Origin of the sequence: Amycolatopsis sp. CB00013, from assembly GCF_001905755.1 — a bacterium.
GTDB lineage: Bacteria > Actinomycetota > Actinomycetes > Mycobacteriales > Pseudonocardiaceae > Amycolatopsis > Amycolatopsis japonica.
Genome location: NZ_LIWC01000002.1, coordinates 1068159 through 1092257, shown reverse-complemented (window position 1 = coordinate 1092257; position 24099 = coordinate 1068159). Strand labels below are relative to the sequence as shown.

The following is a 24099-nucleotide window of genomic DNA, read 5'->3' as shown; positions in this document are numbered from 1 at the left end:
CTAGCTCTCCCACACCCGCGAGGGCAGTTCTTTCCGCACGATCGGGACGACGTCGGCGGCGAAGAGCTCCAGGACGTCTCGCGCCTCCCCGGCCTCCAGCCCGTCGACCGACACCGCCTGCACCTCGTGCCCGAACGACGCGTGGTAGTCGCCGATCTTGTCGATCACCTGTTCCGGGCTCCCGACGAGCGCGGAACCGCCGGCGATCTTGTCCTCCAGCGTGGTGAACTCCGACTTGTTGTGCTGATACGCGGGCGTCTTCATCAGCGCCTCGAAGTACGGCCGGTATCCGTCCAACGCCTCCTGCGAGGTCTTGGCCACGTACAGCCCGCCCGCGCCGGAACCGACGAGCGCGTCCGCCGGATCGTGGCCGTACTCCACCCATCGCCGCCGGTAGTGGTCGATCAGGTCGGCGTACTTCTTCTTGGGGTGGAAACCGTTCGCGGTGAACAGCGGATCGCCGAACTTCGCCGCCAGCTCGGTCGATTCGGTGCTCGACGCGCTGCCGTGCCAGATCCGCGGCCGGGCGTGGAACGGGCGCGGTTGCGTCGTGACGTCGGTCAGCGGCGTGCGGAACTCGCCCTCCCACGTCACGCCCTCCTCCAGGAACAGGCGGCGCAACAGGGCGAACTTCTCCGCCTGGTACTCCCACTGCCGGTGTTCTTCGAGGCCGAACAGCGGGAAGTGCCGAGGATCGTTGCCCTTCCCGATCATGAGTTCCAGCCGGCCGCCGGAAAGCTGGTCGAGCGTCGCGTAGTCCTCGGCGACGCGCACCGGGTCGAGCACGCTGATCACGGTCAAGGTGGTCAGCAGCCGGACACGTTTCGTGCGTTCCGCGACCGCCGCGAGGATCACCGGCGGAGCCGAGGAAAGGAACGGTTCCCCGTGCCGCTCGCCGACGCCGTACGCGTCGAAGCCCAGTTCCTCGGCGAAGATCGCCTCGTCGACGACCCGGCGCAGGCGTTCGTGCTGGGTCGGGGTCGCGCCGGTCACCGGGTCGGGATGGTTGGCGACCAGGGAGAAGAGCCCGAACTTCATCGTGTCTCCAAGGGTTTCCGGCCGGGGATGGCGGCGAGCAGCTCCCGGGTGTAGTCCGCGCTCGGCCGTCCGAGGACGTCTTGCGCGGGGCCGAGTTCGACGAGTTCGCCGCCGCGCAGCACGCCGACGGTGTCCGCGATCTGCCGGACCACGGCGAGATCGTGCGAGATGAACAGGTACGTCAGGCCGAGTTCGTCCTGCAGGTCGGCGAGTAGCCGCAGGATCTGCGCCTGCACCGAGACATCCAGCGCGGACACGGGTTCGTCGGCGACGATCAGGTCCGGGCGCAGGGCGAGCGCCCGGGCGATGGCCGCCCGTTGCCGCTGCCCGCCGGACAATTCGGCCGGCTTCCGCTTCAACACCGAAGACGGCAGGGCGACTTGGTCGACCAGCTCGGCCGCCCGCGCCCGGCGTTCCGCCTTCGTTCCGGCGCCGAACGCCCGCAGCGGCTCGGAGATGACGTCCTCGATGCTGAACTTCGGATTCAACGACGCATATGGGTTCTGGTACACCAGCTGGAACCGGCGCCGCAGCCGTCGCAGCTCCTCACCGCGCAGCGTCGTGATGTCCTCGCCGTCGAATTCGACGGCACCGTCGGTCGGCGTCTCCAGCCGCAGGATCATCCGCGCGGTGGTCGACTTGCCCGAACCGGATTCGCCGACCAGCGCGAGCGTCCGGCCGCGGGCGATGTCGAACGAAACGTCGTCGACCGCTCGGACGGTCCCGAAGGTCTTGCCGAGGCCACGGACGGACACCAGGACGTCGGACGACGGCGGTTTCGGCTCCCTAAGCGGGGTATCGGACAGACTGGGCGCGGCGGCGAGCAGGTCCCGCGTGTACGTCTGCGAGGGTGCGGCGAGGATCTCGCCGGTCGTGCCTTCCTCGACGACACTTCCCTGTGACAGTACGACGATCCGCGACGCGCGATCCGATGCGACGCCGAGGTCGTGGGTGATCAGCAGGACGGCGGTACCCGCTTCGGCGGCGAGTTCTTCGAAGTGGTCGAGGATCTGCCGCTGCACGGTGACGTCGAGCGCGCTGGTCGGCTCGTCGGCGATGATCAATTTCGGCCGCCCGGCGAGTGCGGCCGCGATCAGCGCGCGCTGCCGAAGCCCGCCGGACAGCTCGTGCGGATACTGCCGCGCCCGCGTTTCCGGATCGGCGATCCCGGCCTTGCGCAGCAGCTTCACCGCCTCCGTACCGGCGGTGCGTTTGTCGGCGAGACCGTGGATCAGCAGCACTTCCGCGACCTGGTCACCGATCCGGTGCACGGGATTGAGCGACACGGTCGGATCCTGCGGGACCAGCGCGATCTCGCGGCCCCGCACCGAACGCCAAGCGCGGTCGGAGAGTTTCGTGAGGTCACGGCCGTCGAAGGTGATCTCGCCGCGGTCGATCCGCCCGCCGCGGGGCAGCAGGCCGATCGCCGCGTGCGCCGTCGTGCTCTTGCCGGAGCCGGACTCGCCGACCACCGCGACGATCTGTCCCTTGTGGACGGAAAGCGAGACGCCGTCCACGGCGGTCACGGATTTGTAGGAAACCGCGAGATCGCGGATGGTCAGCAGTTCGCTCACCGCACGTCTCCTTCGATCGCTCTGGACAGCCGGTTCGCGGACAGCACCACGGCCGCGACGGTGAGTCCGGGGAAGGTCGTCATCCACCAGGCGGTGGCGAGGAAGCCACGGCCACCCGCCACCAGCGAGCCCCATTCCGGGGTCGGCGGGGTGGCGCCGTAGCCGAGGAAGCTCAGCGCCGACACCTCCAGCACCGCAGTGCCGAAGGTGAGCGTCGCGAGCGCGAGTACCGGGCCGAGGGCGTTGGGCAGCACGTGCCGCCCGAGCACGCCGGTCCAGCGCACACCACCCGCCCTGGCCGCCTCGACGAACACGCCACTGCGGACCCGCAGCACTTCGGCCCGCATCAGCCGGGCGAACTGCGCGAGGTTCGCGACCCCGACCGCGATCGCGACATTGGTCGTCCCGAAGCCGAGCGCGGTGACCAGCGCCAGCGACAGGAGAATCGACGGGATCGCCAGCAGGACGTCGACGCAGCGCATGATCGCCGAATCGAGCGCGCCGCCGCGGAACCCGGCGAGCAGCCCGAGCGCGGAACCGGCGACCAGCGCGACCACGACGGCGATCACGGTCGCCTGCAACGAAAGCGCGGCGCCGTGGACGACACGGGCGAAGATGTCGCGCCCGGTTTCGTCGGTACCGAAGAGATGGCCGAGCGACGGCCCCTGCATCTTCTCGGCGGGGACGCCGGCGAGCGGGTCCTGTCCGGTGAAGAGGCCGGGCGCGACCGCCGACAGCAGGGCGAAGGCCAGCACGGCGATCGCGAGGATCAGGCCCGGCTTGCGCCCGGTGCGCACGAGAACGTCAGGCATCGGCCGTCTCCCGGTGTCGGATCCGCGGGTCGAGCAGGGGATAGACGAGGTCGACGAGCAGGTTGATCACCACGAACACCAGCGCGGCGAGCACGATCACCGCCTGCACCACCGGGATGTCCTGCGCGGTGACCGCCGACGACGTCACGCGGCCGAGGCCGTCGCGGGAGAACACGGTCTCGGTGATCACCGAACCCGCGATCAGGTTTCCCGCGACCACGCCGGCGATGGTGAGCGTGGGCACCGCCGCGTTGCGCAGGAGATGTCCGAAGTGGACTCTCGACCGGCTGGCCCCTTTCGCCAGCGCGATCTCGGCATACGGCTCGGCGAGCTGCGTGCGGAGGCTTTTCGCCAGCACCTGCCCGATGATCGCGCCGGTCGGGATGGCGAGCGTGATCGCGGGCAGGATCAGCGACTCGAAGCCGTTCGAACCCAGCGCGGGCAACAGCCTGAGCTGGAAGGAGAAGAACTGCACGAGCAGCAGCCCGACCCAGAACGGCGGCAGGGAGATCCCCAGCGGTGGCAACGCGAGCAGGAGGTTGCCCAGCCACCGATGCCGCGTGAGGGTGCCGGCGAACGCGATCCCGCCGCCGAACAGGATCGCGAGCACCAGGGCGAAGCCGGTCACCGCCAGCGTCGGCGGCAGGGCGGAGACGACCATGTTCGTGGCGTCGTCCCCTGTGGCGATCGAGCGTCCGAAGTCCCCTTGGAGTGCCGCGAGCAGCCGCTTTCCGTACTGCAGCGGCAAGAGATCGTCGAGTCCGTATTCCGCCTTCGCCGCGGCGAGTTGTTCCGGCGTCACCGAAAGACCGGCCTCGCCCCCGCCGAGCTTCGCGCTGACCGCGTCGCCCGGCAGGAGGTAGAGGATCACGAAGGACACGGTGAACGCGGCCCACAGCACGAAGACCGCCTGCAGGATCCGCCGCAGCAGATACCGCGTCACGAGCCGGACACCCAGGCGTCGAACAGCTGAAGCCGGGACGACGCCTCGAAACCGACGCCGTGCGCGTTCGGCCCGTGCGCCAGCACCTGGGTCAGCTCGAACACCGGCGCGGAGTAGCCGTGCTCGATGATCGCGCGCTGCGCCTCCTCGGCCGCGGGCTTGCGTTTCGCCGGGTCCACAGTGGACGACTGCGCGTCGAGAGGCGCGTCGACGGGGTTGCCCGCGGACAGTTTGCTGCGGTTGTTCGCCTTGGTGGAGAACAGGTTGCGCAGGATGTCCGGATCGGCGCGGGTGGTGTTGTACCAGAGGTACTCGTAGTTCCCGCTTTGCGTGATCTGCACGCTCTCGGCCGTCGTGCGCTGCTCGATCTGAAGGTCGAAGCCGATCTTGCGCAACTGCTGCTGCACGAGTTCGAGCACGCTCTTGTTCTGGTTGAACACCAGGGAGAAGACGACCTTCGCGGTCAGCCGCTGCCCGTTCTTGGTGCGGATCCCGTCGGGGCCGGGGAGCCAGCCCGCGCTCTCCAGCAGCGCCGTGGCCCCTGCCGGATCGTAGGCGAGCAGCGGGGAAAGGTCGGTGTAGAACGGTGTCGCCGAGCCGAGGACGCTGGTGGCGGGCTTGTAGTTCGGGGTCAGCACGGTGCTGGTGACCTCGGGCCGGTTGATGCCCTTGACCACCGCCTGGCGGACCTTTTCGTCGGTGAGCACGCCCTTGGTGACGTTGGCGTGCAGGTTGAACACGACGCCGGGATTCGGGCGCGTGGGCTCGGTGAAACCGTTGCCGGTGAACTGCGGTTCGTCGACCGGCTGGACGTCGGTGATCGCGTCGAGCTGGGCGGACGCGAGACTTCCGGTGCGTACACCGGGTTCCGGCACGATCTTGTAGGCGATCTTGTCGAGGTACGCCTCGCCCTGGTGCTTGAACAGCGACGAACCCCAGTTGTAGCCCTTGCGTTTCGCGAGGACGATCTCCTGATTCTGCTTCAGGCTTTCGAAAACGAACGGGCCGGAGCCGATCAGGCCGTCACCCTGGCAACGTTGGTCGGCGGTCTTCTGGTACGCGGCGGGCGCGAGGACACCGAGCGACATCGTCGAGCTGGCCTGCAGGAACTGTGCGCTGGGAACGGAGAACTCGATCTTCACCGTCTTCGGGTCGACGACCGTCGTCCCCTTGTAGACGGCCAGATAGCCCGAGCCGAGCTGTGATTTCGGGCCGAGCGCCTTGATCGCGTCGAAGCTCGTCTTGACCGCGGCGGCATCGACCGGGCTGCCGTCGGAGAAGGTCGCGCCGTCGCGAAGGTGGAAAGTGAACGCGGTCGAATCCGCGTTGCTCTCCCATTTTTCGGCCAGCCACGGCTTGATCTCGCCGGTGGCCGGGTCTTGATCCGTCAGCGAATCGACCAGCTGACGGCCGACGTTGAGCGACGCGTTGGTGCCGACCTGTTGCGGGTCGACGCAGTCCGGGCTCGACGAGATCCCGAGTCGCAGCGTGCCACCGGGTTTGGGCGGCCCGGCGTCGGCGCCCGTCGCGCCACCCGCGGAGGAGCAAGCAGTGACGACGATCGCGGTGAGGGCGAGCAAGGAAGTGGCGGCGGTTCGGGACACCGGGTGGCCTCCAGCGGGGAACGGGGGCGCTTTCTCTTGCGCCTACCCGAATCACGCTAATCACGGCCTTGAGCCCCGCCCACATGCTGAACCCGGCTCCCAGCCCGCGAAACGTCCCACGTTTCCGCTTGACAGTGCCGAAAGTACGTGAAGGCCCCCTTCATGTACCTAGGCGCAAGGAAGGGGGCCTTCATGTACTTGCGGGGTCTAGCAGCGGTTGAGCATGTCCGTCAGCGCGGTCTTCTCCGCCGACTTGATGCTCAGCTTGTACTTGTACTTCACCGTGGTCCACATCTTCGCGTAGGTGCACCAGTAGCCGACGGTCGGCGGCTTCCAGGCGTCCGGCGACTTGTCGCCCTTCTCCTGGTTGACGTTGTCCGTGACGGCGATCAGCTGCGGCGCGCTGAGGTCGTTCGCGAACGCCTGGCGCTGTGCGGTGGTCCACGAAGACGCCCCGGTGCGCCACGCGGCGGACAGCGGGACGACGTGGTCGATGTCCACATCGGACGCAGCGGTCCAGGTGGCCCCGTCGTACGGACTGAACCAGCTGCCGGAGACGGCGGCGCAACTGCTGTCCTGCTGAACGTTCGTGCCGTCCCGCTTCAGCACGACCTCACGCGTGTTGCAGCTGTTGCCCTGGTCGGACCAGTGCGGGAACTTGTCGCGGCTGTACCCGGTCGACGAACCGTCCGGCTTGACGGTCAGCGCGGCGAGCTGGGTCTTGGCGGTCGAGGCCGACGGGATGCCCGGGGGTGTCGCTTCGGCGACACCCACCACGCCCGCGGAGACGATCGCCGAGACGGCGAGAACGGTGAAGGAGCGACGAACAGCAAGCGCAGTTGGCATATTGCTGCCTCCGTGTCAGGTTTGGGGACCTGGTCACCATGCGGCACCGATATGACCCACGCAACACCATCGGATGACACTCTGCTGGCTATTCGTGAACGGAGGGTGTCACGAGCAGGTAGGACAGGGTGTCCGTCGCCGAAAAATCTTCGGAAAGTCCAGCTGAAGGTTCTGAGCCGAACGGCCTAGTCGGTGTCCGTCGGAGCGCGCTTTCGGATTTCCGCAGCCGGGCCGTGGCGAGGCGAGCCACTCGCTCGGCCGTCTCAGCGGCCCGTCTCCGCAAATCCGAGGCCTCCGGCCGAAAAGAGACGCGCGCGCGTGCCCTCGCCTGACCAGCGGACTTCAGTTCGGCGACACCCTCTAGTCGAGCCCGCGCACCAGCCTGAGGTCCTCAGTGTGCCGGTACCAGGTCCACCGGCTCATCGCCCGCGGATGGGCGACGCCGTCGCTGCTCGGCCGCGTCGGGATGCAGCCGAGCTGGAACGCCCGCGCGTACTGCGTCGAAGGCCGCTTGAACAGCGTCCCCTTGGTCACCCGCACCATCAGCCCCGGGCCGCTCGTGTCCGGCTCGACCTCGATCGAGCGCGCGGGGCCGCGCAGGACGGTGTGCTCGTCGCAGTAGGCCACCCCGCGGATCATCCCGATCACCCCGCGTCCGACCAGCACGCCTCCGGTGTCGTCACGGATCAGCGGCACCGGATCGACCTCGCCGCGCAACGCGAGCGAGAGGGCGCGCAGCGGCTGCGTCGGCAGGCTCCAGATGCGGGCGACGTCGGAGTCCGGCGAGGAAGGCACGAAGCCGAGCGACACGCCCGAGAGCTGTTCTCTTCGTAACAGCCGCAGCGCGACCGCCGCGAGGTCGGCATCGGTGCCCGCGACCACGAGATGGTCGTGTTCCCCCAGCAAGGGGTCGATATCCGCCTTGCCGGGACGGCTCGGGACGTGCACCATTTCGACGTCGTCGATCTCCGGGAGTGTGGGCTCGCCCTCCGGACAGACCACCACTATTCCGCGCACCCGAAGGCCCTCCGTTACGCTCATGCACCGGCATTTACCAGCGCCAAACCACAAGTCGCCGAACACCTGGAGTGTCACATGCCGGCCATCGTGCTGATCGGGGCCCAATGGGGGGACGAGGGCAAGGGCAAGGCCACCGACCTGCTCGGCGACCGCGTCCAGTGGATCGTGCGTTACCAAGGCGGTAACAACGCGGGCCACACCGTAGTCCTTCCCGACGGGCAGAACTTCGCCCTCCACCTCATCCCGTCCGGGATCCTCACGCCGGGCGTCACCAACGTCATCGGCAACGGCGTCGTCATCGACCCGGGCGTGCTGCTCGACGAACTCGCCGGGCTGGAAGAACGCGACGTCGACACCAGCAAGCTGCTGATCTCCGCCGACGCGCACTTGATCATGCCGTACCACGTGGCGATCGATAAGGTCACCGAGCGTTACCTCGGCAGCCGCAAGATCGGCACCACCGGCCGCGGCATCGGCCCCTGCTACCAGGACAAGATCGCCCGCGTCGGCGTCCGCGTGCAGGACCTGCTCGACGAGAAGATCTTCCGGCAGAAGGTCGAGTCGGCACTGGAGTTCAAGAACCAGGTGCTGGTCAAGGTCTACAACCGCAAGGCGTTGGACGCGAACCAGGTCGCCGACGAGGTGCTGGCCGCGGGTGAGAAGTTCGCGCACCGCATCGCCGACACGCGCCTGCAGCTCAACCAGGCCCTCGAACGCGGTGAGACCGTGCTGCTCGAAGGCTCGCAGGGCACCCTGCTCGACGTCGACCACGGCACCTACCCGTTCGTGACGTCGTCGAACCCGACCTCCGGCGGCGCGAGCGCGGGTTCGGGCATCGGCCCCGGCAAGATCGAGACCGTGCTGGGCATCCTCAAGGCCTACACCACGCGTGTCGGCTCCGGCCCGTTCCCGACCGAGCTGGACGACGAGTCCGGCGAGTACCTGCGCAAACAGGGCGGCGAGTTCGGCGTCACCACCGGCCGCTCGCGGCGCACCGGCTGGTTCGACGCGGTCATCGCGCGCTACGCGGTGCGGGTCAACGGCATCACCGACTACTTCCTCACCAAGCTGGACGTGCTGTCCGGCCTGGAGAAGGTGCCGGTGTGCGTCGGCTACGAGGTCGACGGGTTCCGCACGTACGACATGCCGATGACGCAGACCGACGTGCACCACGCGCTGCCGATCTACGAAGAGCTGCCGGGCTGGTTCGAGGACATCTCGGGCTGCCGCACCTTCGAGGAGCTGCCGGCGAACGCGCGGGCCTACGTCGAGCGGCTCGAAGAGCTCTCGGGCGCGCGGATCTCGGCGATCGGCGTGGGGCCGGGCCGGGAGCAGACCATCGTGCGGCACGAGTTCGTCTGACCCCCTTCGCGTGCTAGGAAAGGTCCTTTCATTGCAAATTTTGCAATGAAAGGACCTTTCCTAGCGTCTTAAGCGAGCGAAGTCTTCACCGGCGTCGGGTTCCGGAACAGGTCCAGCACCGGGCAGTGCTCGTCCACCTGCCGCTTCAGGTCCTCGTAGACCTCCGCCCCGGCGGGCCCGCTCAGCTCGACTGAAACACGGACGTCCCCGAAGCCCGGCCGGGTCTCCGAGAATCCGAAGAACCCGTGAAGGTCGATGTCGCCGTCCACGGTCACCTGCACGCCTTCGAGCGGCACACCGAGCTTCGCCGCCCAGAACTGGTACGTGATCACCTGGCACGAGCCCAGCGCGGCGAGCGCGTACTCGACCGGGTTCGCCGCGGTGTCGGTGCCGCCGAGCGCTGCGGGCTCGTCGACGGCGAACGAGTGGTCGCGCACCCGCACGTCCACCCGGGTCGCGGTCCCGGGGTTCAGCGCGTTGGCGACGCTGAACGAGACGGCGGCGTTGCGCGGGTCGGCGTCGACGGCGGTCTTGGTTCCTTCGATGACATCGGTCAGCGACATCGGGTCTCTCCAGGATCGAGGTGTCGGACGCCGCCCAGGGTGGGCCAACACCGCGATCCGCGCGCATGATCCCAACTGGTGAACGGCGAAATATCCGCGAGGCGCCGTCGTTGCCGTCGAACATGACCATCGGAGTGGCACTCCCGTCCGGGGACACCGCGGACGCAGTCAACATCGTCGACGAACTCGTCACCCAGACCCGGCAGGCCGCCGACGCGGGGCTGACGTCGGTCTGGTTCTCGCAGCAGATGGAGCACGACGCGATCACCGTCGCCGCCCTCGCGGGCCGGGCCGTCCCGGGGGTCACCGTCGGGACGAGCGTCGTCCCCATCTACCCGCGGCATCCCTTGCTGATCACCGGTCTCGCGCAGACGGCGCAGGCCGCCACCGGGGGCCGCTTCGTCCTCGGCCTGGGAACCGGCGCGAAGAACTGGCTCGAACCGGCGTACGGCATCGAGTACCCGTCGCCGATCAAACACCTTCGCGAGTACCTCACGATCCTCCGTCAGGTGCTCGACGGCGGCGAAGTCGACTTTCACGGCGAGACCGTCCGGGCGCACGCCAAGGGGTTCGCGGCCTCGCTTTCCGTCGCGGGGTCTTCGGACATTCCGGTGATCGTCGCCGCGATGGGACGGCAGGCGCTGCGCGTCACCGGCGAGCTCGCCGACGGCACGATCCCGTTCCTCGCCGGGCCGAAGGCCCTTTCCGGGCTGATCGTCCCGGAGATCACCAAGGCCGCCGCCGGTCGTCCGGCGCCGCGGATCATCGCGATGGCCCCGGTCGTCGTGACCGACGATCCCGACGCCGTGCGCGCCGCGGTCGACCGGCAGTACGCGTTCTTCCGCGACATCCCGTCCTACCGCGCGGTCTTCGACGCCCAGGGCGTGGATTCCGCCGGTGAGCTGGTGATCGCGGGGGACGAAGAGACCGTCGCCGCCGAGATCCAGCGGTACTTCGACGCAGGGGCGACCGAGGTCGTCGCTGCACAAAGCGGCATCCGGAACAGCGAAGAGCGGCTTCGCACCTGGCAGGTTCTCGGAGACCTCGTGAAGCGCTGACGCGCGAGTCATGAAAGGGCCGTTCAGGACATTCATCGTCCTGAACGGCCCTTTCATGTCATTCAGGGGCCCAGTGGCCTTGCTCACAGCGTTCGGATTGTGCATACTCGTGCGCATAGCGAACACAGCTGGAGGTCCCCATGTCCCCTGCCGCGGCCCGTTCGTGGGTGGTCCCACTCGCCTGGACGGCGGTACTGCTCGACGGATTCGACCTGGTCGTCCTGGGCACGGTGCTGCCCGCGCTGCTCCGTGACCACGTCTGGGGCCTGACGCCGGGCACGGCGTCGGTGATCTCGACGGTCGGCCTGATCGGCATGACGATCGGCGCGCTGGCGATCGGCACGATCACCGACGTCATCGGTCGCCGGAAGGCGCTGATCATCGCGGTCACCGCGTTCTCGGCGTTCACGGCGCTCTGCGCGATCTCGCCGTCGGCGTTCGTCTTCGGCCTGCTGCGCTTCCTTGCCGGGCTGGGCCTCGGCGGCTGCCTGCCGACGGCGATCGCGCTGGTCACCGAGTACGCCCGCAAGGGCAAGGGCGGCAGCGCGACCACCACGGTGATGACCGGCTATCACGTCGGCGCGGTACTCACCGCCCTGCTCGGCATCTGGCTGATCCAGCCGCTCGGCTGGCGGGCGATGTTCGTCGCGGGCGCGCTGCCCGCGCTCGTGCTGGTCCCGCTGATGATCAAGTATCTGCCGGAGTCCGAGTCCTTCGAGCGGGCGCGGGAGACGCAGGAGAAGTCGGCGACGGAGGTGGTCGGCGGGCTGTTCCGCGGCGGGCTCCTGCGCGCCACCATCGCGTTCTGGGTGACGTCGTTCATGGGCCTGCTGCTGGTCTACGGGCTCAACACCTGGCTGCCGGAGATCATGCGCCAGGCCGGGTACCCGCTGGGTGCGGCGCTCGGGCTGCTGCTCACGCTGAACCTCGGCGGTGTCGTCGGCCTGCTCGTCGCCGGCCGGGTGGCGGACAAGGTCGGAGTCCGCCCGGCGGTGATCTTCTGGTTCCTCGGGGCGGCCGTGTTCCTCGCCCTGCTGAGCGTGAAACTGCCCGCCGTCGGCCTGTACGTGGCGGTGTTCCTCACCGGCGGTTTCGTGTTCAGCGCGCAGGTGCTCGTGTACGCGTACATCGGCAAGACGTACCCGGACGTCATGCGCGCCACCGGAATCGGCTGGGCGGCGGGTGTCGGCCGGGTCGGCGCGATCTGCGGCCCGATCCTCGGTGGCGCGCTGCTGAGCGCCGGGATCGCATATCCGTGGGGTTTCTACGCCTTCGCCGGAGTCGGGGCGTTGGGAGCGGCCGCGGTGACCGGAGTCCGCGCCGGCCGCTCCCGGGAGAACGTCGCCGCTACCCCAGTTCCTTGAGTTCCTTTTCCACGGCGGCGAGTTCCTCCTCGGAGCCCTGCACCTTCGGACCCGTGAACCACTTGCGTGCCGAGGCGAACCACCACACCGCCGCACCACCGAGTACGACGAGGAAGGCGATGGGCGTGTAGTTGAAACTGTCGATGGTGACCGGTGATCCCTGCGGAAGCATGAACAGCACGAAGATGAAGCAGACCCAGACGGTCGCGATGGTCCCGACGAGCTTGCCCCAGCGGCCGAGGTTCCACGGTCCTGGTTCGAAGTCGTCGCCCTTGCGCACCCGCAGGAACACCGGGATCACGTAGGCCACGTAAAGCCCGACGACGGCGATCGAGGTCACCGCCGCGTAGGCGGTCGCGCTCCACAGGTACGGCAGGGCGAGCAGGAGCGCGCCGCCCGCGGCCAGCCACACCGCGTTGGTCGGTGTCTGGGTGCGCTTGTTGATGCGGTGCCAGAACTTCGAACCCGGGATCGCGCCGTCGCGGGCGAAGGCGTAGATCATCCGCGAGTTCGCGGTCACCGACGCCATCCCGCAGAACAACTGGGCACCGATGCAGATCAGTAGGAGGAACTTGCCGGTCGTCGCGCCGGTCGCGTCGATGAAGATCTGCGCGGGCGGCACCCCGGTCTCGGATTCCACGGCGCCGTCGTAGTCCTGGATGGCGAAAGTGAGGCCGATCAGCAGCACCCACCCGGCGACCAGGGAGACGAGGATCGAGTTGATGATGCCGCGCGGCCCGGCCTTCGCCGCGTTCTTGGTCTCCTCGGTCATATGCGCCGAGGCGTCGTAGCCGGTGAGCGTGTACTGCGCGACGAGGAGCCCCAGTAAGAAGACGTAGACCGGGGACGCCCAGCCGGTCTTGTTCACGAACTCGCCGAAGACGAAGGACGCGTCCTGGTGCTTCGCGGGCACGACGATCAGCACCCCGACGATGACCAGCACACCCACCAGATGCCACCACACGCTGATGCTGTTCAGCAGCGCCACGATCTTGACGCCGAAGGTGTTCAGCAGACCGTGGATCACCAGGATGATCGCCAGCAGCAGGATCGTGTTGCCCGGCGTCGCCTCGAAGCCGAACTGCAGGTCGAGGAAGGCGTTCAGGAACAGCGCCGCGCCGAAGTCGATCCCCGCGGTGACGGCGATCTGCCCGATGAGGTTGAACCAGCCGGTGAACCACGACCACGCCGCGCCGTTGCGCGGAGCGAGCTTCGCGGCCCAGTAGTAGAGGCCGCCCGCGGTCGGATAGCTGGAGCAGACCTCGGCCATGCCCAGCCCGACCAGGATGACGAACAGGCCGACCAGCGGCCAGCCCCAGATCATCGCGGCGGGGCCGCCGGTCTTCATGCCGAACCCGTAGAGGGTCAGGCAGCCGGAGAGGATCGAGATGATCGTGAAGGAGACGGCGAAGTTGGAGAAGGTCGACATCGTGCGCCGGAGTTCCTGCGCGTAGCCGAGTTGGTGGAGCCGGGCACTGTCTTCGTCGGCGGGTTCTGCGGCCTGCTTGTCAGAGACATCCATCGGGCACCCACTTAAAAGGTATGCGGACAGACCATTGAGATCCGCCGAAATTAGGCCCGCCGACCTGCGCATGTCAAGGTCCCGTCAAGAAACCCGTCCCCAGATGTCAGGAAAGGGTCGTTCAGGACGAAGAACGTCCTGAACGACCCTTTCCTGACACTCATCGTCAGAAGCGCGCGAGCAAAGAGGCCTTGATGCCGCCGGTCAACTCACGACCGCGAGAGCTCAGCGCCCCTGGAACGCCTTCACGGCCTCCAGCGCCGTGTCCGGGTGGTCGGCGAAGTACCCGTCGACACCCGCCTTCAGGAACGCTTCCTGCTCGGCGAACGCGTTGCCGTACTCGGCGAGGTTCGCCGACGAACGCAGGTTCTGCGGGAGGAAGTTGTTCTCGTTGCGGAACGTGTACGGCCCGACCTTCAGCCCGGCCTTGTGCGCGTCGGCGACGAGCTTGGTCGGCTGCCCCAGCGCGCCGTTCACCACCGGGATGACCTGCGCCTTCTCCGGGCCCAGGTAGTCCGCGTACTTCGAGATCTCCTTCAGGCCCGCCGGCGTCACGAGGTCGGCGTACGTCCGCGGGTCACCCTTCGCGACGAAGTCGGCCGGAGCGCCCGACGCCGAGGTCAGCTGCAGCAGCGGCACCCGCACCTGGCGCGAGAGCTCGATCAGGTTCGACACCTCGAACGACTGGATGATCACTGGCGCCTTCGGGTGGTTGAGCCCGTTGCGCTTGAGCAGCTCGACCAGCTTCGGCTCGGTCGGGTTCTTGATCGACGAGAAGTAGGTCGAGTGCTTGATCTCCGGGTACGTCCCCAGCTCGCGGCGCAGTTCGCGGCCCAGGCGGCGCGTCAGGTCGAGCACTTCCTGGTAGGTGGCGATCTGGTAGCGGCCGTCGTAGATCTTGTTGTTCGGCCGCAGCTGCGGGATCCGCTCGGTCGCGCGCAGGGTCTTCAGCTCGGCGAGCGTGAAGTCCTCGGTGAACCAGCCGGTGAACGACGTGCCGTCGATGACCTTCGTCGTCTTCCGGCCCGCGAACTCGGGGTGCTTCGCGACGTCGGTGGTCCCGCCGATCTCGTTCTCGTGCCGGGCGACGAGCTGGCCGTCCTTGGTGGGCACCAGGTCGACGTCGACCCAGTCGACGCCCTGGCGGTAGGCGAGCTCATACGAGGCGAGCGTGTGCTCCGGGCGGTAGCCGGGGGCGCCGCGGTGTCCGACGATCACCGGCCCATCGTGGCCCTTGGCCGACGCCGACACATCTCGGGCACCCGGCTCGGCGGCGCCGGCCAACCCGGTGACACTGAGTACGGCGAGTCCGGACAGGGCGAGCACGCCCAGGCGCTTTCGCATGGTGGATGACCTCTTTCGCTTGAACTCGGGGTACCGCGCCACCCTTGACGCAGGAGGCGTCCGGACGGCGAAGACGGACCGGCGGAGGCCTGACCGCCGGGTGAACGCCGGATGGAACCACCCGCTCGAGGACGGCGACGTGTTCGGGGCTCACCGGCCCGGTTACCCTGTGCGTCGTGCGCGTACTGGTAATCGGGTCCGGCGCCCGTGAGCATGCACTCGTCCTCGCGGTCGCGGAAGACCCTTCCGTCACCGCACTGGCCTGTGCCCCGGGCAACGCCGGCACCTCTTCGGTGGCCGAGCAGCTCGGCGTAGACGCGGCCGACCCCGAATCGGTCTCCGCCCTCGCGAAGCAGTGGCAGGCGGACCTGGTGGTGGTCGGTCCCGAGGTCCCGCTGGTGGCGGGTGTCGCCGACGCGGTCCGGAAGGCGGGCATCGCCTGCTTCGGCCCGTCCGCGTCCGCGGCCAGGATCGAGGGCTCGAAGGCCTTCGCGAAGGACGTCATGGCGGCCGCGAAGGTGCCGACGGCGCACTGCGAGGTCGTCGACAACCCCGCCCGTCTCGATGCCGCGCTCGGCCGGTTCGGCCCCACCTGGGTGGTCAAGGACGACGGTCTCGCCGCGGGCAAGGGCGTCGTGGTCACCACGGACGTCGACGTCGCGCGCAAGCACGCCCTGATGCTGCTCGACGGCGGCCACCCGGTGCTCCTGGAGTCGTTCCTCGACGGCCCGGAGGCCTCTCTCTTCTGCTTCGTCGACGGCCGCACGGTCGTCCCGCTGCTGCCCGCGCAGGACTTCAAACGCGTCGGCGACGGCGACGCGGGCCCGAACACCGGCGGCATGGGGGCGTACGCGCCGTTGCCGTGGGCGCCGAAGGACCTGGTCGACGACGTCGTCGCCCGGATCGTCCAGCCCGTGGTCGACGAACTCGACAAACGTGGCGCCACCTTCTCCGGCCTGCTCTACGCCGGTCTCGCGCTGACTTCCGAGGGCCCGCAGGTCATCGAGTTCAACTGCCGCTTCGGCGACCCGGAGACCCAGGTCGTCCTGGCGCTGCTGCGCAGCCCGCTCGGCAAGGTCCTGCACGCGACGGCGACCGGCAAGCTCGCCGAACTGCCGCCGCTGGACTGGGATTCCGGCGCGGCGGTCACCGTCGTGCTCGCCGCCGACGGCTACCCCGGCAAGCCGAGGACCGGCGACGTCATCACCGGTGGCGAGCTCGAAGGCGTGCTCCACGCCGGCACCCGCCGCCGCGACGACGGCGCCGTGGTCTCCTCCGGCGGCCGCGTGTTGTCGGTCGTCGGCACCGGCAAGAACTTGAAGGCCGCCCGCAAGGACGCCTACGCGACGGTCGAGAAGGTCCACTTGGCCGGCTCCCACCATCGCACCGACATCGCCCTGCTCGCCGCCAAGGGAGAGATCGCCACCCCGGTCTCGTGAATTCCGGACGGAACCGCTCCGGTCCTTGGTGCGTCTAACCCGGTATTTCCGGCAAAGCTTAGGCAGCCGATACATCCGCGTTGGTAGCCTCAGACAGGACGAACGGTCACCGTGCGCAGTGTCCAAGGGGTGGGGAATGGCAGCATCGGGCAAGGTCCAGGACCTCACGTCGGCGGTCCCGACGCCACCGTCGGTGGCCGACATCAGAGTCGATCCGTCGAAGCTGCTCGAAGTGGCGAAGATCGTCGAAGAGCAGGTCGACGCGTTGCAGGACAAGCTCATGACGCGGCTCGACCAGCTGCGGATCGACACTCCGGCCAACGACACCGTGAGCGTGCACGCGACCGACGTGTGGAACTCGCTGGTGGCCGACGGCGACCAGTCGTACGCCGCGCAGGTCCGGGCGTACGTGGCCGGTCTGCGGGGATTGGTCAGCCAGCTCCGCACGGCGGCCAAGGAGTACAAGACCAGTGATGCGGACAAGGCGGCCGCTCTCGGGGACCGTGGTGTTCACCGGGCGTAGGCCCCGTGTGCTGGTGTCCGGCGGCGTGCTCACCCTCGCCCTGGCCGGATGTACCACGGACACGGGCGGTCAGCCGTTCCCGAACGAACCCGCGCTGGCTTCGGCCACGCAGGGTGCCAAGGCGTCCGCGCTGCCCGCCAGGCCCGCCGAGTTCACCCTCCAGGGTGTCGATCCGTGTGTCCTGCTCGCCGATCCGCAGCTCGACCGGCTCAAGATCAACAGCAAACCGCGCCCGGCCGCGGAACCGATCGACGGCCCGACCTGTGTCTTCGACGCGGACGCCGAACAGCCTTTCCACAGTTACTACGTCCGCACGATCACGGCGGACGTCGAAGAATGGTTCACCGGCAAGCGCCGCAAGAACAGCATGACGACGGAACCGACGCAGGTCGACGGGTTCCCCGCCATCAGGAACCACCGCGACACCGGCACGCCGGGTGATTGCGAAACGCTCGTCGGCGTCGCGAAAGGACAGACGCTGGCGGTGCGGGCCGTCACCATCACCGCGGGCGCGTTCACCATGCCGCAGCTGTGCGAGAAGTCCGCACTGGCGGCCGATTTGGCTTTGCAGACCTTGAAAGCACGCAATTAGGGAGGGCGGCGTGAACGTTTCCGACCTCGCGGGCAGGCTCCGCGATCTTCGGTTCGACGGCTACACCGACACCGGGATCGCGACCGAGATCGAGCAGTTCCGCAGCGGCGACGGCACCGGCAGCATCGGCATCGCCGTCGACGCGCTGAAATCCGTCGCGGGCGCGCTCGCCGACACCGACAAGACGCTGCGTGACGAGCTGGGCAAGCTCGGCGTGGAATGGCAGAGCGAAGCGGGCGGCGCCGCCGGTCAGGTGTTCACCGAGCAGGCGGGTTTCTCCCAGGACGCGAACACGAAGGTCTCGCATTCCGCGGAGATGATCTTCGCCCAGGGTGAGGCCTTCAACCGGACGCTGCACAAGCTCCCGGATCCGGACGTGGTCCGGAAGGGCGCCGGCGGCCTGACCGTCGGCGACGTCCTGCTGAGCCTCATCGGGTTCGAGACCGACCACGCCAAGACCGTCAGCGCCGCGAACAACGCGCGGGCGCAGGCGCAGGAGGCGTTGAACGACTACGCCAAGACGAGCGGCGAGAACCTGCTGACGACCGACACCCTGGCCGATCCGCAGGCGATGAACCTGACCCAGACCACGACGACCGCCGGCGCGGGCGGCGGGTCCGCCCCGCTCGACCTCGCGGGCACGGCCACGGATCTGACCCCGGACGGCAGCGTGCGGCCCGCGTCGGCCGCCGTCGAGTCGAAGTACGTGCCGCCGGTCGCGCAGCCGGTCAGCCACCCGAAGGCGCCGTCCTACGACGCCCCGACCCCGGCCTACGGCGTCGCCATGGGCGGCGGGACGGCCAGGAAGACCGCTTCGGCGGCACCCGGCGCGACCGCTCCCGCGTCGGCGGGCTCGACGACACCGGCCGGCACTTCGCGGCCGGCTCCCGCCCCGGGCTCCGGCTGGGTGACGCCGAACCGGCCGTCCCCGCAGCCCGAACAGGGCAGGCCTTCGTACCCGGTCACCGGCCCTCCCGCTTCGCCGCCGTTTGTCCCGCCGGGCGCGCCGTCCAACCCGAACATCCCGCCGGGCCAGTCCACCGGCAGCCTGCCGCCGAACAGCACCACGTCGGCGCAGCCGGTCGGCAAGTCCTTCGGCACCGGTCCCGGTATCGACGCCGCGCTCGGCAAAGGCGCCGGTTCCAGCTCCGGCCCCGGTGTCTTCGGCAACGTCGGCGGCGGCGCCGGTGGCGATCAGGCGCTCGGCAAGGGCCGCTCGGTCGGCTCCGGACCGCAGGCGCCGTTGGCCCCCGGCAACGAATCCGGCCGCGGCTTCCCCGCCGTCCCGAAGATCACCGGCCCGGCCGCGGGCGACCTGGGCGCCGGTGCCGCCGCGCTCGGCGCCGGTGTCGCCGGTGGCGCGCTGAGCGGCGACAAGGAACGCGACCGCCGTCCCCGCCAGGAAGGCGGCGTGAAGCCGACCCGCCAGCTGCCGATCGGCGAGCTTCCCGAAGAGGAGGCCATGCGGCGCTCGGAGAAGATCGGCGCGAAGCAGCCGAAGCCCGAGTCGAAGTTCATGGAGCGCGCGGCCACCCAGGACGTCGAAGAGGACGCGGAGCACATCAGGCGTTATGGCGTCGACGACAAGGATCTGTTCACCGACGAGCGCTTGGTGTCGCCGGACGTGATCGGTGACCACGGCAACTCCGAAACGCGCTGACCCTGTGCCGAACGACAACGGCAGCCTGGTGCTGTCCGCACTCGAGTTCGAAATGCTCTGGGAAGCCGAAAGGCTGCCCCGCCGCCATGTCGCACTCGACGTGCCGAGCCCCGGAACGACCCATACGGAGCGGGCGGCACTGATCGAAGAGGCCTGGGAATCCCTGCGCGCGCGAGGGCTCGCGCGGGGACACCAGGCGTCGGGCGAGCTGGTCGACATGCTGAACCTGTTCGCGCACCCCCGGCTCGCGATCGACGTCTGGGTGTGGACCGACCGCGAGATCAAGGGCCAGGCGGTCAGCGTCGGCAACCAGGCGTTGCTCGGCGTGATCGACGCCGGTCAGGTGTGGCTGATCCCGGCCCGCGAGAGTTCGCTGGCCGAAGCCGCCGTCTCGGTCGCGGGTGATCTCGGCCCCGGTGTCGGCCAGTCGATCAGCATCCCCCACGACGTCCTCGTCCAAGCCGACGCCACGGCCCGCGGCGAGGCGAAAGCGCTGGTCACGGCCCTGGAAGATCTGGACGTGCCCCTCTGGCAGGCGCAGGAGGTGGCGGGCATGCTGCTGGGCCAGGAGGCGCGCGGCCAGTTCGGTGCCGAACGCGCGGGCCGCGACGGCCGCCCGCGGCGCGCGGACGGCGTGGTCGCCTTCTACGACACGGACGCGGGCCGCTATCTGTTCCAGGTCGCGCGGAACCGCGACGGGCGGGATTGGGCGACCATCACCCCGGCGGACAATCAACTGCTGGCGACGAGGATCCGGGAAGTCGCCGATTTCTGATTCGCCCGATTATCGGCGGGGTGGAAGTTGGCGTGGATACGCACACGGCCCCCTGCCGAGGTCTTAAAGTATGCGCGGGAACCGTCTTGATCGGCCGCGCGTCAGATCGGGCGGACACAAGTTTTTCCGTGAAGGGGATGACGAACCGTGCCTGTGTACGACCCGGATTCCATGGGGATCGCCGCCGGTCAGGTGGAGAAGCTCAAGGACGAGTTCGAGAAGACCAAAAAAGGCGTCACCGGGATGGATGACGAGAAGGAAAGCCCCTTCGGCGGAGTGGACGAGCACGGCGACGCGCAGGGCGCGGTCGGCAAGTTCAAACAGGGTGTCCACAACGAATTCGATTCGGCCGGTCAGCTGATGGAGGCCACGGCCTTCGTGCTGCGAAAGGCCGCGGGGCTGATCAAGGAGACCGAAGCGGTCCACGTGGACAACCTGAAGGTGCACGGGGACCTGTGACGACTCGCCAGGCCTGGGGGCCGAAGACCAAGGGGGCTTGAGCAGTGGCTTTGAACGGTGTCGGCGCCGGCACGCCGGACGGCTGGGACGGACTGACCCAGAAGGCCGAGCAGATCAGCAAGGTCAACCTCGCCGCCATTCAGAACGCGTCGAGGCAGTTCAAGACGGCCGCCGACAACGCGGGTGACCACAGCGCGGCGTTGTCGACGTCGACCGAGGCGCTGAACGGCGGCGTCTGGGCCGGGCCCGCCGCAGAGGCCTTCTTCGAGTACGTCAAGTCGATCACCAAGGCCGGGAAGAACGTCGAAGAGCAGCTGGGCAAGGTCGTCGACGACCTCGATCGCGTCCACACCGATCTCGGCAACATCAAGGCCCAGGTGAAAGGTGTCTACGAAGACGCCGAAGCGGCGGTCAACAAAAGGAACACCCAGGCGGAGTCGGACAAGAACGCGGCGATCACGGCCGCCGCGCAGGCCGAGAAGGATCACAAACCGGCGCCGAGCCCTTCGGCCGACGAGATCATCCAGAAGGCCAAGACCGACATCAACGGCATCGCCAAGGACGCGGACGGCCGGGTCAAGGGCCTGCTCGACCAGGCCAACCAGATGATCCAGAAGTCCCAAGAACTGATGAAGAAGGACATCCAGGGCGGCTATTCCACCGTCCCGATGCCCGGCAAGGACGGCTCCGTCCCCAAGCGCACCGGCGGACTCCACGCCGGTGGCGGCGGTGGAGGAGGCGGCGGCGGTGGCGGTGGGGGCGGCGGCCTCGGCCCGAGCGGCGGTCCGCCGTCGACGACGCCGCCGGGCAACGTCCAGCAGTGGATCCAAGAGGCCATCAAGATCCTGCAGGCCAACGGGATCCCGGTGACCGAGGCGGATATCCAGAAGATCTGGACGATCATCGAGAAGGAGTCCGGCGGTAACCCCAACGCCATCAACAACTGGGACTCCAACGCGGCGAAGGGCACGCCGTCGAAGGGGTTGATGCAGTGCATCGACCCGACCTTCAACGCGCACAAGCTTCCCGGGCACGACGACATCTACAACCCGGTCGACAACATCATCGCGGGCGTGCGGTACACGTTCTCGCGGTACGGCGGTTTCGAAGGCCACCCGGGCCTGAAGTCCATGGCCGGTGGCGGCGGATACCAGGGCTACTAACGAGCTCGACCGGCGCGTGCCGCGTTTCGGGCCCGCCAGAGAAGTACATGAAGGCCCCCTTCATTGCGCTAGACGCAGTGAAGGGGGCCTTCATGTACTTGGGAAAGGAGGCCTTCACGGATATCAAGTCACTTCCGTCACGCGTGTCGTCCGTCCAGTCACGCGAGTCCCCCGGCCGGCGCACCCCAAGGGCCCGCCGTCAGTAGTCCTTGAGTGCCAAGGCGTTCGCCGCTACCGTGAGCGGTCGCATGGCCGCCTTCATCAGCCGGTCCCGGAACGGCAGATGAGGCAGCACCCGCATCGACTGGATCTGTTTCCACTGCCGGAACCGCGTCTGACTCTTCTGGTTCATCGCCGCCAGCGCTTGGTTCTTGAGTACGAATGGCCGCATTTCCCTTTCGTAGGAAGCAAAAGCGGCGCGGTGGTCAAGAGAAGCGGCCAGCGACCCGGCGAGCACGTAGGCCCCGACGATCGCCAAACTGGTGCCCTGCCCCGAAAGCGGCGACGGTCCATAGCCCGCGTCGCCGACCAGCGCGACCCGCCCGTCGGTGAACCGGTCCATCCGGATCTGGGTCATGGAATCGAAGTACAGCTCGCTCGACGCCATTTCGCGAAGCAGCCGCGGCACTTCCCAGCCTTGACCGGCGAACCGGTCGGCGATCAGTTTTCGTTGCTGCTCCAGGTCGTGCCGGTCGAAGTCGAGCTCCGGCGACTGGAAACCGAGCATCGCCCGCGCTTCCGTGTTCTTTCGCGCGCTGTACAGCCCGGCCAGTTTCCCCGGCGTCATGTGGAAGGTCTGCCAGCGGTCCAGATCGAGGAAGTTCGGCACGGTGAACACCGCGAGATAGGTGTCCATGTAGTGCGAAAACTCTTTCTCCGCACCGAAAACCAGTGACCGCACCGCCGAGTGCTGCCCGTCCGCGCCGATGACGAGGTCGAAGTCCCGAGCCTCTCCGCGTGCGAAGGCGACTCGGACACCGTCGGTGCGCTGCGTGATCCCGGTGATCCAGTCCCCGTAGACGTACTCGACACCCTCCTGAGCGACGGAAGCCAATGTGTCGGTGAGGTCGTCCCGCAGGATCTCGACGTCCTCGCTGTCGGTGAGCCCGCCGGTCAGCGTGTGGTCGGTGACGTTCACGAGGGTCTTGCCCTCGCCGTTCACGAACGACATCCCACGCATGTCCGTCCGTAGCTCGCGGAGGCGTTCGAGCACCCCCATCCGGTCGACGACGCCGAGCGCCGTACCGCGGATGTCGACCGCGTGCCCGCCGACCCGGGGCGCGGGCGCCCGCTCGACGACCGTCGGCGCGAAACCGTGCCGGCGCAGCCAGTACGCCAGCGTCGTACCGGCGATACCCGCGCCCGAAATCAGGACCTTCCGCATGTCCACTCCTTGTGTACGGCGTTTTGAAGCACTGCGTACAACGTATGGACACGTCGGCTCAGCCCCAGTAAAACCGCTAGAAAACCTTCACTGCACTAGTGCGATCGAGCTAGTGCGGCACCTGGAATGCGGTAAGGTGCACTATGGCAAGAACCGATCCGCCCTATCTGCGGATCGCCGCCGAGATCCGTCACCGGATCACGTCCGGCGAGCTTCGCGAGGGCGACAAGGTCCCGTCGACCCGCCGGATCATCGCCGAGTGGGGCGTCGCGATGGCGACCGCGACGAAGGTGCTCGCCACGCTCAAACGGGACGGCCTGGTCGTCGCCAAACCCGGCGCGGGCACGGTCGTCGCGAGCCGCACCCGGAAGGCCGCGCCGAAGACCGAGGCGGAGCTGTCACGCGAGCGAGTGGTGAAGGCCGCGATCCGGATCGCCGACGCCGAGGGCATTCGCGCGCTCTCGATGCGCCGCGTCGCCTCCGGGCTCGGCGTCGCGACGATGGCGCTTTATCGCCATGTCACCGCGAAGGAGGAGCTGATCCTCGAGATGGCGGACATGGCACTCGGCGAGATCCGCTTCCCGCCCGAGCCGCCATCCGGCTGGCGGGCCCAGCTGGAGCTGATGGCGAGGGCGCAATGGGCTCTGTTCCGGCGGCATCCCTGGCTCGCGCAGGCGCTCTCGATCACCCGCCCGCAGCCACTGCCGAATCTGCTGACACACGCCGATTGGGCGACCCGCGCGCTCGACGGTCACGGCCTCCCGCCGTCGACGATCATGTACGCGCACATCACGATCTTCAACCACGTACGCGGCATCGCCCTCAACTTCGAGGCCGAAGCCGACACCGAATCCGGAACGGCGGTCACGGCCGACGCCTGGCTGGCGGAGCACGAGCCGATCCTCTGGGATCTGGTGTCCGGCGGCCGTTTCCCGAACTTCGCCGGTGTCGTCTCGCGCGCTCCGTTCGACTACGACCTCGACACGCTCTTCGAGTTCGGCCTGCAACGGCTCCTCGACGGCTACTCGGTTCTCCTCGCGAAGTCCGGTTAGCC

The 24099-nt window shown here is 68.3% G+C and carries 22 protein-coding genes; 11 read left to right on the top strand and 11 right to left on the bottom strand.

All coding sequences use genetic code 11. The features are described 5' to 3' along the window. From AMK34_RS15285 to AMK34_RS15255, 7 genes are all read right to left on the bottom strand, one after another. The gene (locus AMK34_RS15285) at window positions 1-1038 is read right to left on the bottom strand and encodes an LLM class flavin-dependent oxidoreductase (RefSeq protein WP_073845799.1); all 1038 of its coding nucleotides are present in this window, start codon (window positions 1036-1038) and stop codon (window positions 1-3) included. Further along, window positions 1035-2612, bottom strand: a complete 1578-nt coding sequence (locus AMK34_RS15280; RefSeq protein ID WP_073845798.1) for a dipeptide ABC transporter ATP-binding protein — start codon at window positions 2610-2612, stop codon at window positions 1035-1037. Before AMK34_RS15280 ends, AMK34_RS15285 begins: the two co-directional genes overlap by 4 nt. Next, window positions 2609-3424: an ABC transporter permease gene (locus tag AMK34_RS15275; RefSeq protein ID WP_073845797.1), complete on the bottom strand. Its 816-nt coding sequence runs from the start codon at window positions 3422-3424 to the stop codon at window positions 2609-2611. The genes AMK34_RS15280 and AMK34_RS15275 overlap by 4 nt, the downstream gene beginning before the upstream one ends. After that, the gene (locus AMK34_RS15270) at window positions 3417-4367 is read right to left on the bottom strand and encodes an ABC transporter permease (RefSeq protein WP_073845796.1); all 951 of its coding nucleotides are present in this window, start codon (window positions 4365-4367) and stop codon (window positions 3417-3419) included. Before AMK34_RS15270 ends, AMK34_RS15275 begins: the two co-directional genes overlap by 8 nt. Beyond that, window positions 4364-5971, bottom strand: coding sequence for an ABC transporter substrate-binding protein (locus tag AMK34_RS15265; protein ID WP_073845795.1), 1608 nt, complete (start codon window positions 5969-5971; stop codon window positions 4364-4366). Before AMK34_RS15265 ends, AMK34_RS15270 begins: the two co-directional genes overlap by 4 nt. Window positions 5972-6178: 207 nt before the next feature. Further along, on the bottom strand, window positions 6179-6817 hold the full coding sequence (locus tag AMK34_RS15260) for a GmrSD restriction endonuclease domain-containing protein (RefSeq protein WP_038521503.1): 639 nt from the start codon (window positions 6815-6817) through the stop codon (window positions 6179-6181). 360 nt (window positions 6818-7177) lie between these two features. Next, window positions 7178-7858, bottom strand: a complete 681-nt coding sequence (locus tag AMK34_RS15255) for a hypothetical protein (RefSeq protein WP_241832774.1) — start codon at window positions 7856-7858, stop codon at window positions 7178-7180. Window positions 7859-7912: 54 nt separating this feature from the next. Between AMK34_RS15255 and AMK34_RS15250 the strand changes: the two genes are divergently transcribed. Continuing rightward, the gene (locus tag AMK34_RS15250; protein ID WP_038521497.1) at window positions 7913-9199 is read left to right on the top strand and encodes an adenylosuccinate synthase; all 1287 of its coding nucleotides are present in this window, start codon (window positions 7913-7915) and stop codon (window positions 9197-9199) included. Between the two features lie 68 nt (window positions 9200-9267). Here AMK34_RS15250 and AMK34_RS15245 read toward each other — a convergent pair whose 3' ends face one another. Continuing rightward, a complete protein-coding gene (locus tag AMK34_RS15245) occupies window positions 9268-9762 on the bottom strand; it encodes an OsmC family protein (protein WP_038521494.1) in 495 nt (164 codons plus the stop codon). A gap of 122 nt (window positions 9763-9884) precedes the next feature. Between AMK34_RS15245 and AMK34_RS15240 the strand changes: the two genes are divergently transcribed. Together AMK34_RS15240 and AMK34_RS15235 are read left to right on the top strand one after the other, a co-directional pair. Continuing rightward, window positions 9885-10820 (top strand): LLM class F420-dependent oxidoreductase, encoded by a 936-nt coding sequence (locus tag AMK34_RS15240; protein WP_073845794.1) that lies wholly within the window; start codon window positions 9885-9887, stop codon window positions 10818-10820. Window positions 10821-10960: 140 nt separating this feature from the next. Continuing rightward, window positions 10961-12184 carry an MFS transporter gene (locus AMK34_RS15235; protein WP_073845793.1) on the top strand — a complete coding sequence of 408 codons (1224 nt, stop codon included), beginning with the start codon at window positions 10961-10963 and terminating at the stop codon, window positions 12182-12184. Here the strand turns inward: AMK34_RS15235 and AMK34_RS15230 are convergent. Together AMK34_RS15230 and AMK34_RS15225 are read right to left on the bottom strand one after the other, a co-directional pair. Then, a complete protein-coding gene (locus AMK34_RS15230; RefSeq protein ID WP_038521486.1) occupies window positions 12168-13706 on the bottom strand; it encodes an amino acid permease in 1539 nt (512 codons plus the stop codon). The genes AMK34_RS15235 and AMK34_RS15230 overlap by 17 nt on opposite strands. 225 nt (window positions 13707-13931) lie before the next feature. Continuing rightward, a complete protein-coding gene (locus AMK34_RS15225; protein ID WP_038521484.1) occupies window positions 13932-15050 on the bottom strand; it encodes a glycerophosphodiester phosphodiesterase in 1119 nt (372 codons plus the stop codon). 176 nt (window positions 15051-15226) lie between these two features. On the opposite strand from AMK34_RS15225, the gene purD reads away from it, so the two are divergent. The 7 genes from purD (at window position 15227) to AMK34_RS15190 (ending at window position 21661) form a co-directional block, all read left to right on the top strand. Beyond that, window positions 15227-16489, top strand: coding sequence for a phosphoribosylamine--glycine ligase (gene purD / locus AMK34_RS15220; RefSeq protein WP_038521481.1), 1263 nt, complete (start codon window positions 15227-15229; stop codon window positions 16487-16489). Between the two features lie 136 nt (window positions 16490-16625). Then, window positions 16626-17012, top strand: a complete 387-nt coding sequence (locus tag AMK34_RS15215; RefSeq protein WP_037334617.1) for a PE domain-containing protein — start codon at window positions 16626-16628, stop codon at window positions 17010-17012. After that, window positions 16963-17604 (top strand): DUF3558 domain-containing protein, encoded by a 642-nt coding sequence (locus AMK34_RS15210; protein ID WP_241832773.1) that lies wholly within the window; start codon window positions 16963-16965, stop codon window positions 17602-17604. Before AMK34_RS15215 ends, AMK34_RS15210 begins: the two co-directional genes overlap by 50 nt. 10 nt (window positions 17605-17614) lie before the next feature. Beyond that, a complete protein-coding gene (locus AMK34_RS15205) occupies window positions 17615-19264 on the top strand; it encodes a PPE domain-containing protein (RefSeq protein ID WP_073845791.1) in 1650 nt (549 codons plus the stop codon). A gap of 4 nt (window positions 19265-19268) precedes the next feature. Further along, window positions 19269-20039 (top strand): ESX secretion-associated protein EspG, encoded by a 771-nt coding sequence (locus tag AMK34_RS15200; protein WP_073845790.1) that lies wholly within the window; start codon window positions 19269-19271, stop codon window positions 20037-20039. A gap of 147 nt (window positions 20040-20186) precedes the next feature. Then, window positions 20187-20498 (top strand): hypothetical protein, encoded by a 312-nt coding sequence (locus AMK34_RS15195; RefSeq protein WP_038521469.1) that lies wholly within the window; start codon window positions 20187-20189, stop codon window positions 20496-20498. A 44-nt stretch (window positions 20499-20542) separates the two neighbouring features. Beyond that, on the top strand, window positions 20543-21661 hold the full coding sequence (locus AMK34_RS15190; RefSeq protein ID WP_038521467.1) for a transglycosylase SLT domain-containing protein: 1119 nt from the start codon (window positions 20543-20545) through the stop codon (window positions 21659-21661). A 199-nt stretch (window positions 21662-21860) separates the two neighbouring features. Here the strand turns inward: AMK34_RS15190 and AMK34_RS15185 are convergent, their stop codons facing one another. Continuing rightward, window positions 21861-23045, bottom strand: a complete 1185-nt coding sequence (locus tag AMK34_RS15185; RefSeq protein ID WP_073845789.1) for an FAD-dependent monooxygenase — start codon at window positions 23043-23045, stop codon at window positions 21861-21863. A gap of 143 nt (window positions 23046-23188) precedes the next feature. On the opposite strand from AMK34_RS15185, the gene AMK34_RS15180 reads away from it, so the two are divergent. Then, a complete protein-coding gene (locus AMK34_RS15180) occupies window positions 23189-24097 on the top strand; it encodes a TetR/AcrR family transcriptional regulator C-terminal domain-containing protein (RefSeq protein ID WP_073845788.1) in 909 nt (302 codons plus the stop codon). The last annotated feature ends 2 nt before the right edge of the window (window positions 24098-24099 follow it).

Bases quoted from the DNA above. Each gene is read 5' to 3' on its own strand.
- AMK34_RS15245 (WP_038521494.1), bottom strand. From the start codon at position 9,762: ATGTCGCTGACCGATGTCATCGAAGGAACCAAGACCGCCGTCGACGCC.
- AMK34_RS15180 (WP_073845788.1), top strand. From the start codon at position 23,189: ATGGCAAGAACCGATCCGCCCTATCTGCGGATCGCCGCCGAGATCCGT.
- AMK34_RS15210 (WP_241832773.1), top strand. From the start codon at position 16,963: ATGCGGACAAGGCGGCCGCTCTCGGGGACCGTGGTGTTCACCGGGCGT.
- AMK34_RS15240 (WP_073845794.1), top strand. From the start codon at position 9,885: ATGACCATCGGAGTGGCACTCCCGTCCGGGGACACCGCGGACGCAGTC.
- AMK34_RS15255 (WP_241832774.1), bottom strand. From the start codon at position 7,858: ATGAGCGTAACGGAGGGCCTTCGGGTGCGCGGAATAGTGGTGGTCTGT.
- AMK34_RS15225 (WP_038521484.1), bottom strand. From the start codon at position 15,050: ATGCGAAAGCGCCTGGGCGTGCTCGCCCTGTCCGGACTCGCCGTACTC.
- AMK34_RS15285 (WP_073845799.1), bottom strand. From the start codon at position 1,038: ATGAAGTTCGGGCTCTTCTCCCTGGTCGCCAACCATCCCGACCCGGTG.
- AMK34_RS15250 (WP_038521497.1), top strand. From the start codon at position 7,913: ATGCCGGCCATCGTGCTGATCGGGGCCCAATGGGGGGACGAGGGCAAG.
- AMK34_RS15215 (WP_037334617.1), top strand. From the start codon at position 16,626: ATGGCAGCATCGGGCAAGGTCCAGGACCTCACGTCGGCGGTCCCGACG.
- AMK34_RS15235 (WP_073845793.1), top strand. From the start codon at position 10,961: ATGTCCCCTGCCGCGGCCCGTTCGTGGGTGGTCCCACTCGCCTGGACG.
- AMK34_RS15275 (WP_073845797.1), bottom strand. From the start codon at position 3,424: ATGCCTGACGTTCTCGTGCGCACCGGGCGCAAGCCGGGCCTGATCCTC.
- AMK34_RS15230 (WP_038521486.1), bottom strand. From the start codon at position 13,706: ATGGATGTCTCTGACAAGCAGGCCGCAGAACCCGCCGACGAAGACAGT.
- AMK34_RS15185 (WP_073845789.1), bottom strand. From the start codon at position 23,045: ATGCGGAAGGTCCTGATTTCGGGCGCGGGTATCGCCGGTACGACGCTG.
- AMK34_RS15260 (WP_038521503.1), bottom strand. From the start codon at position 6,817: ATGCCAACTGCGCTTGCTGTTCGTCGCTCCTTCACCGTTCTCGCCGTC.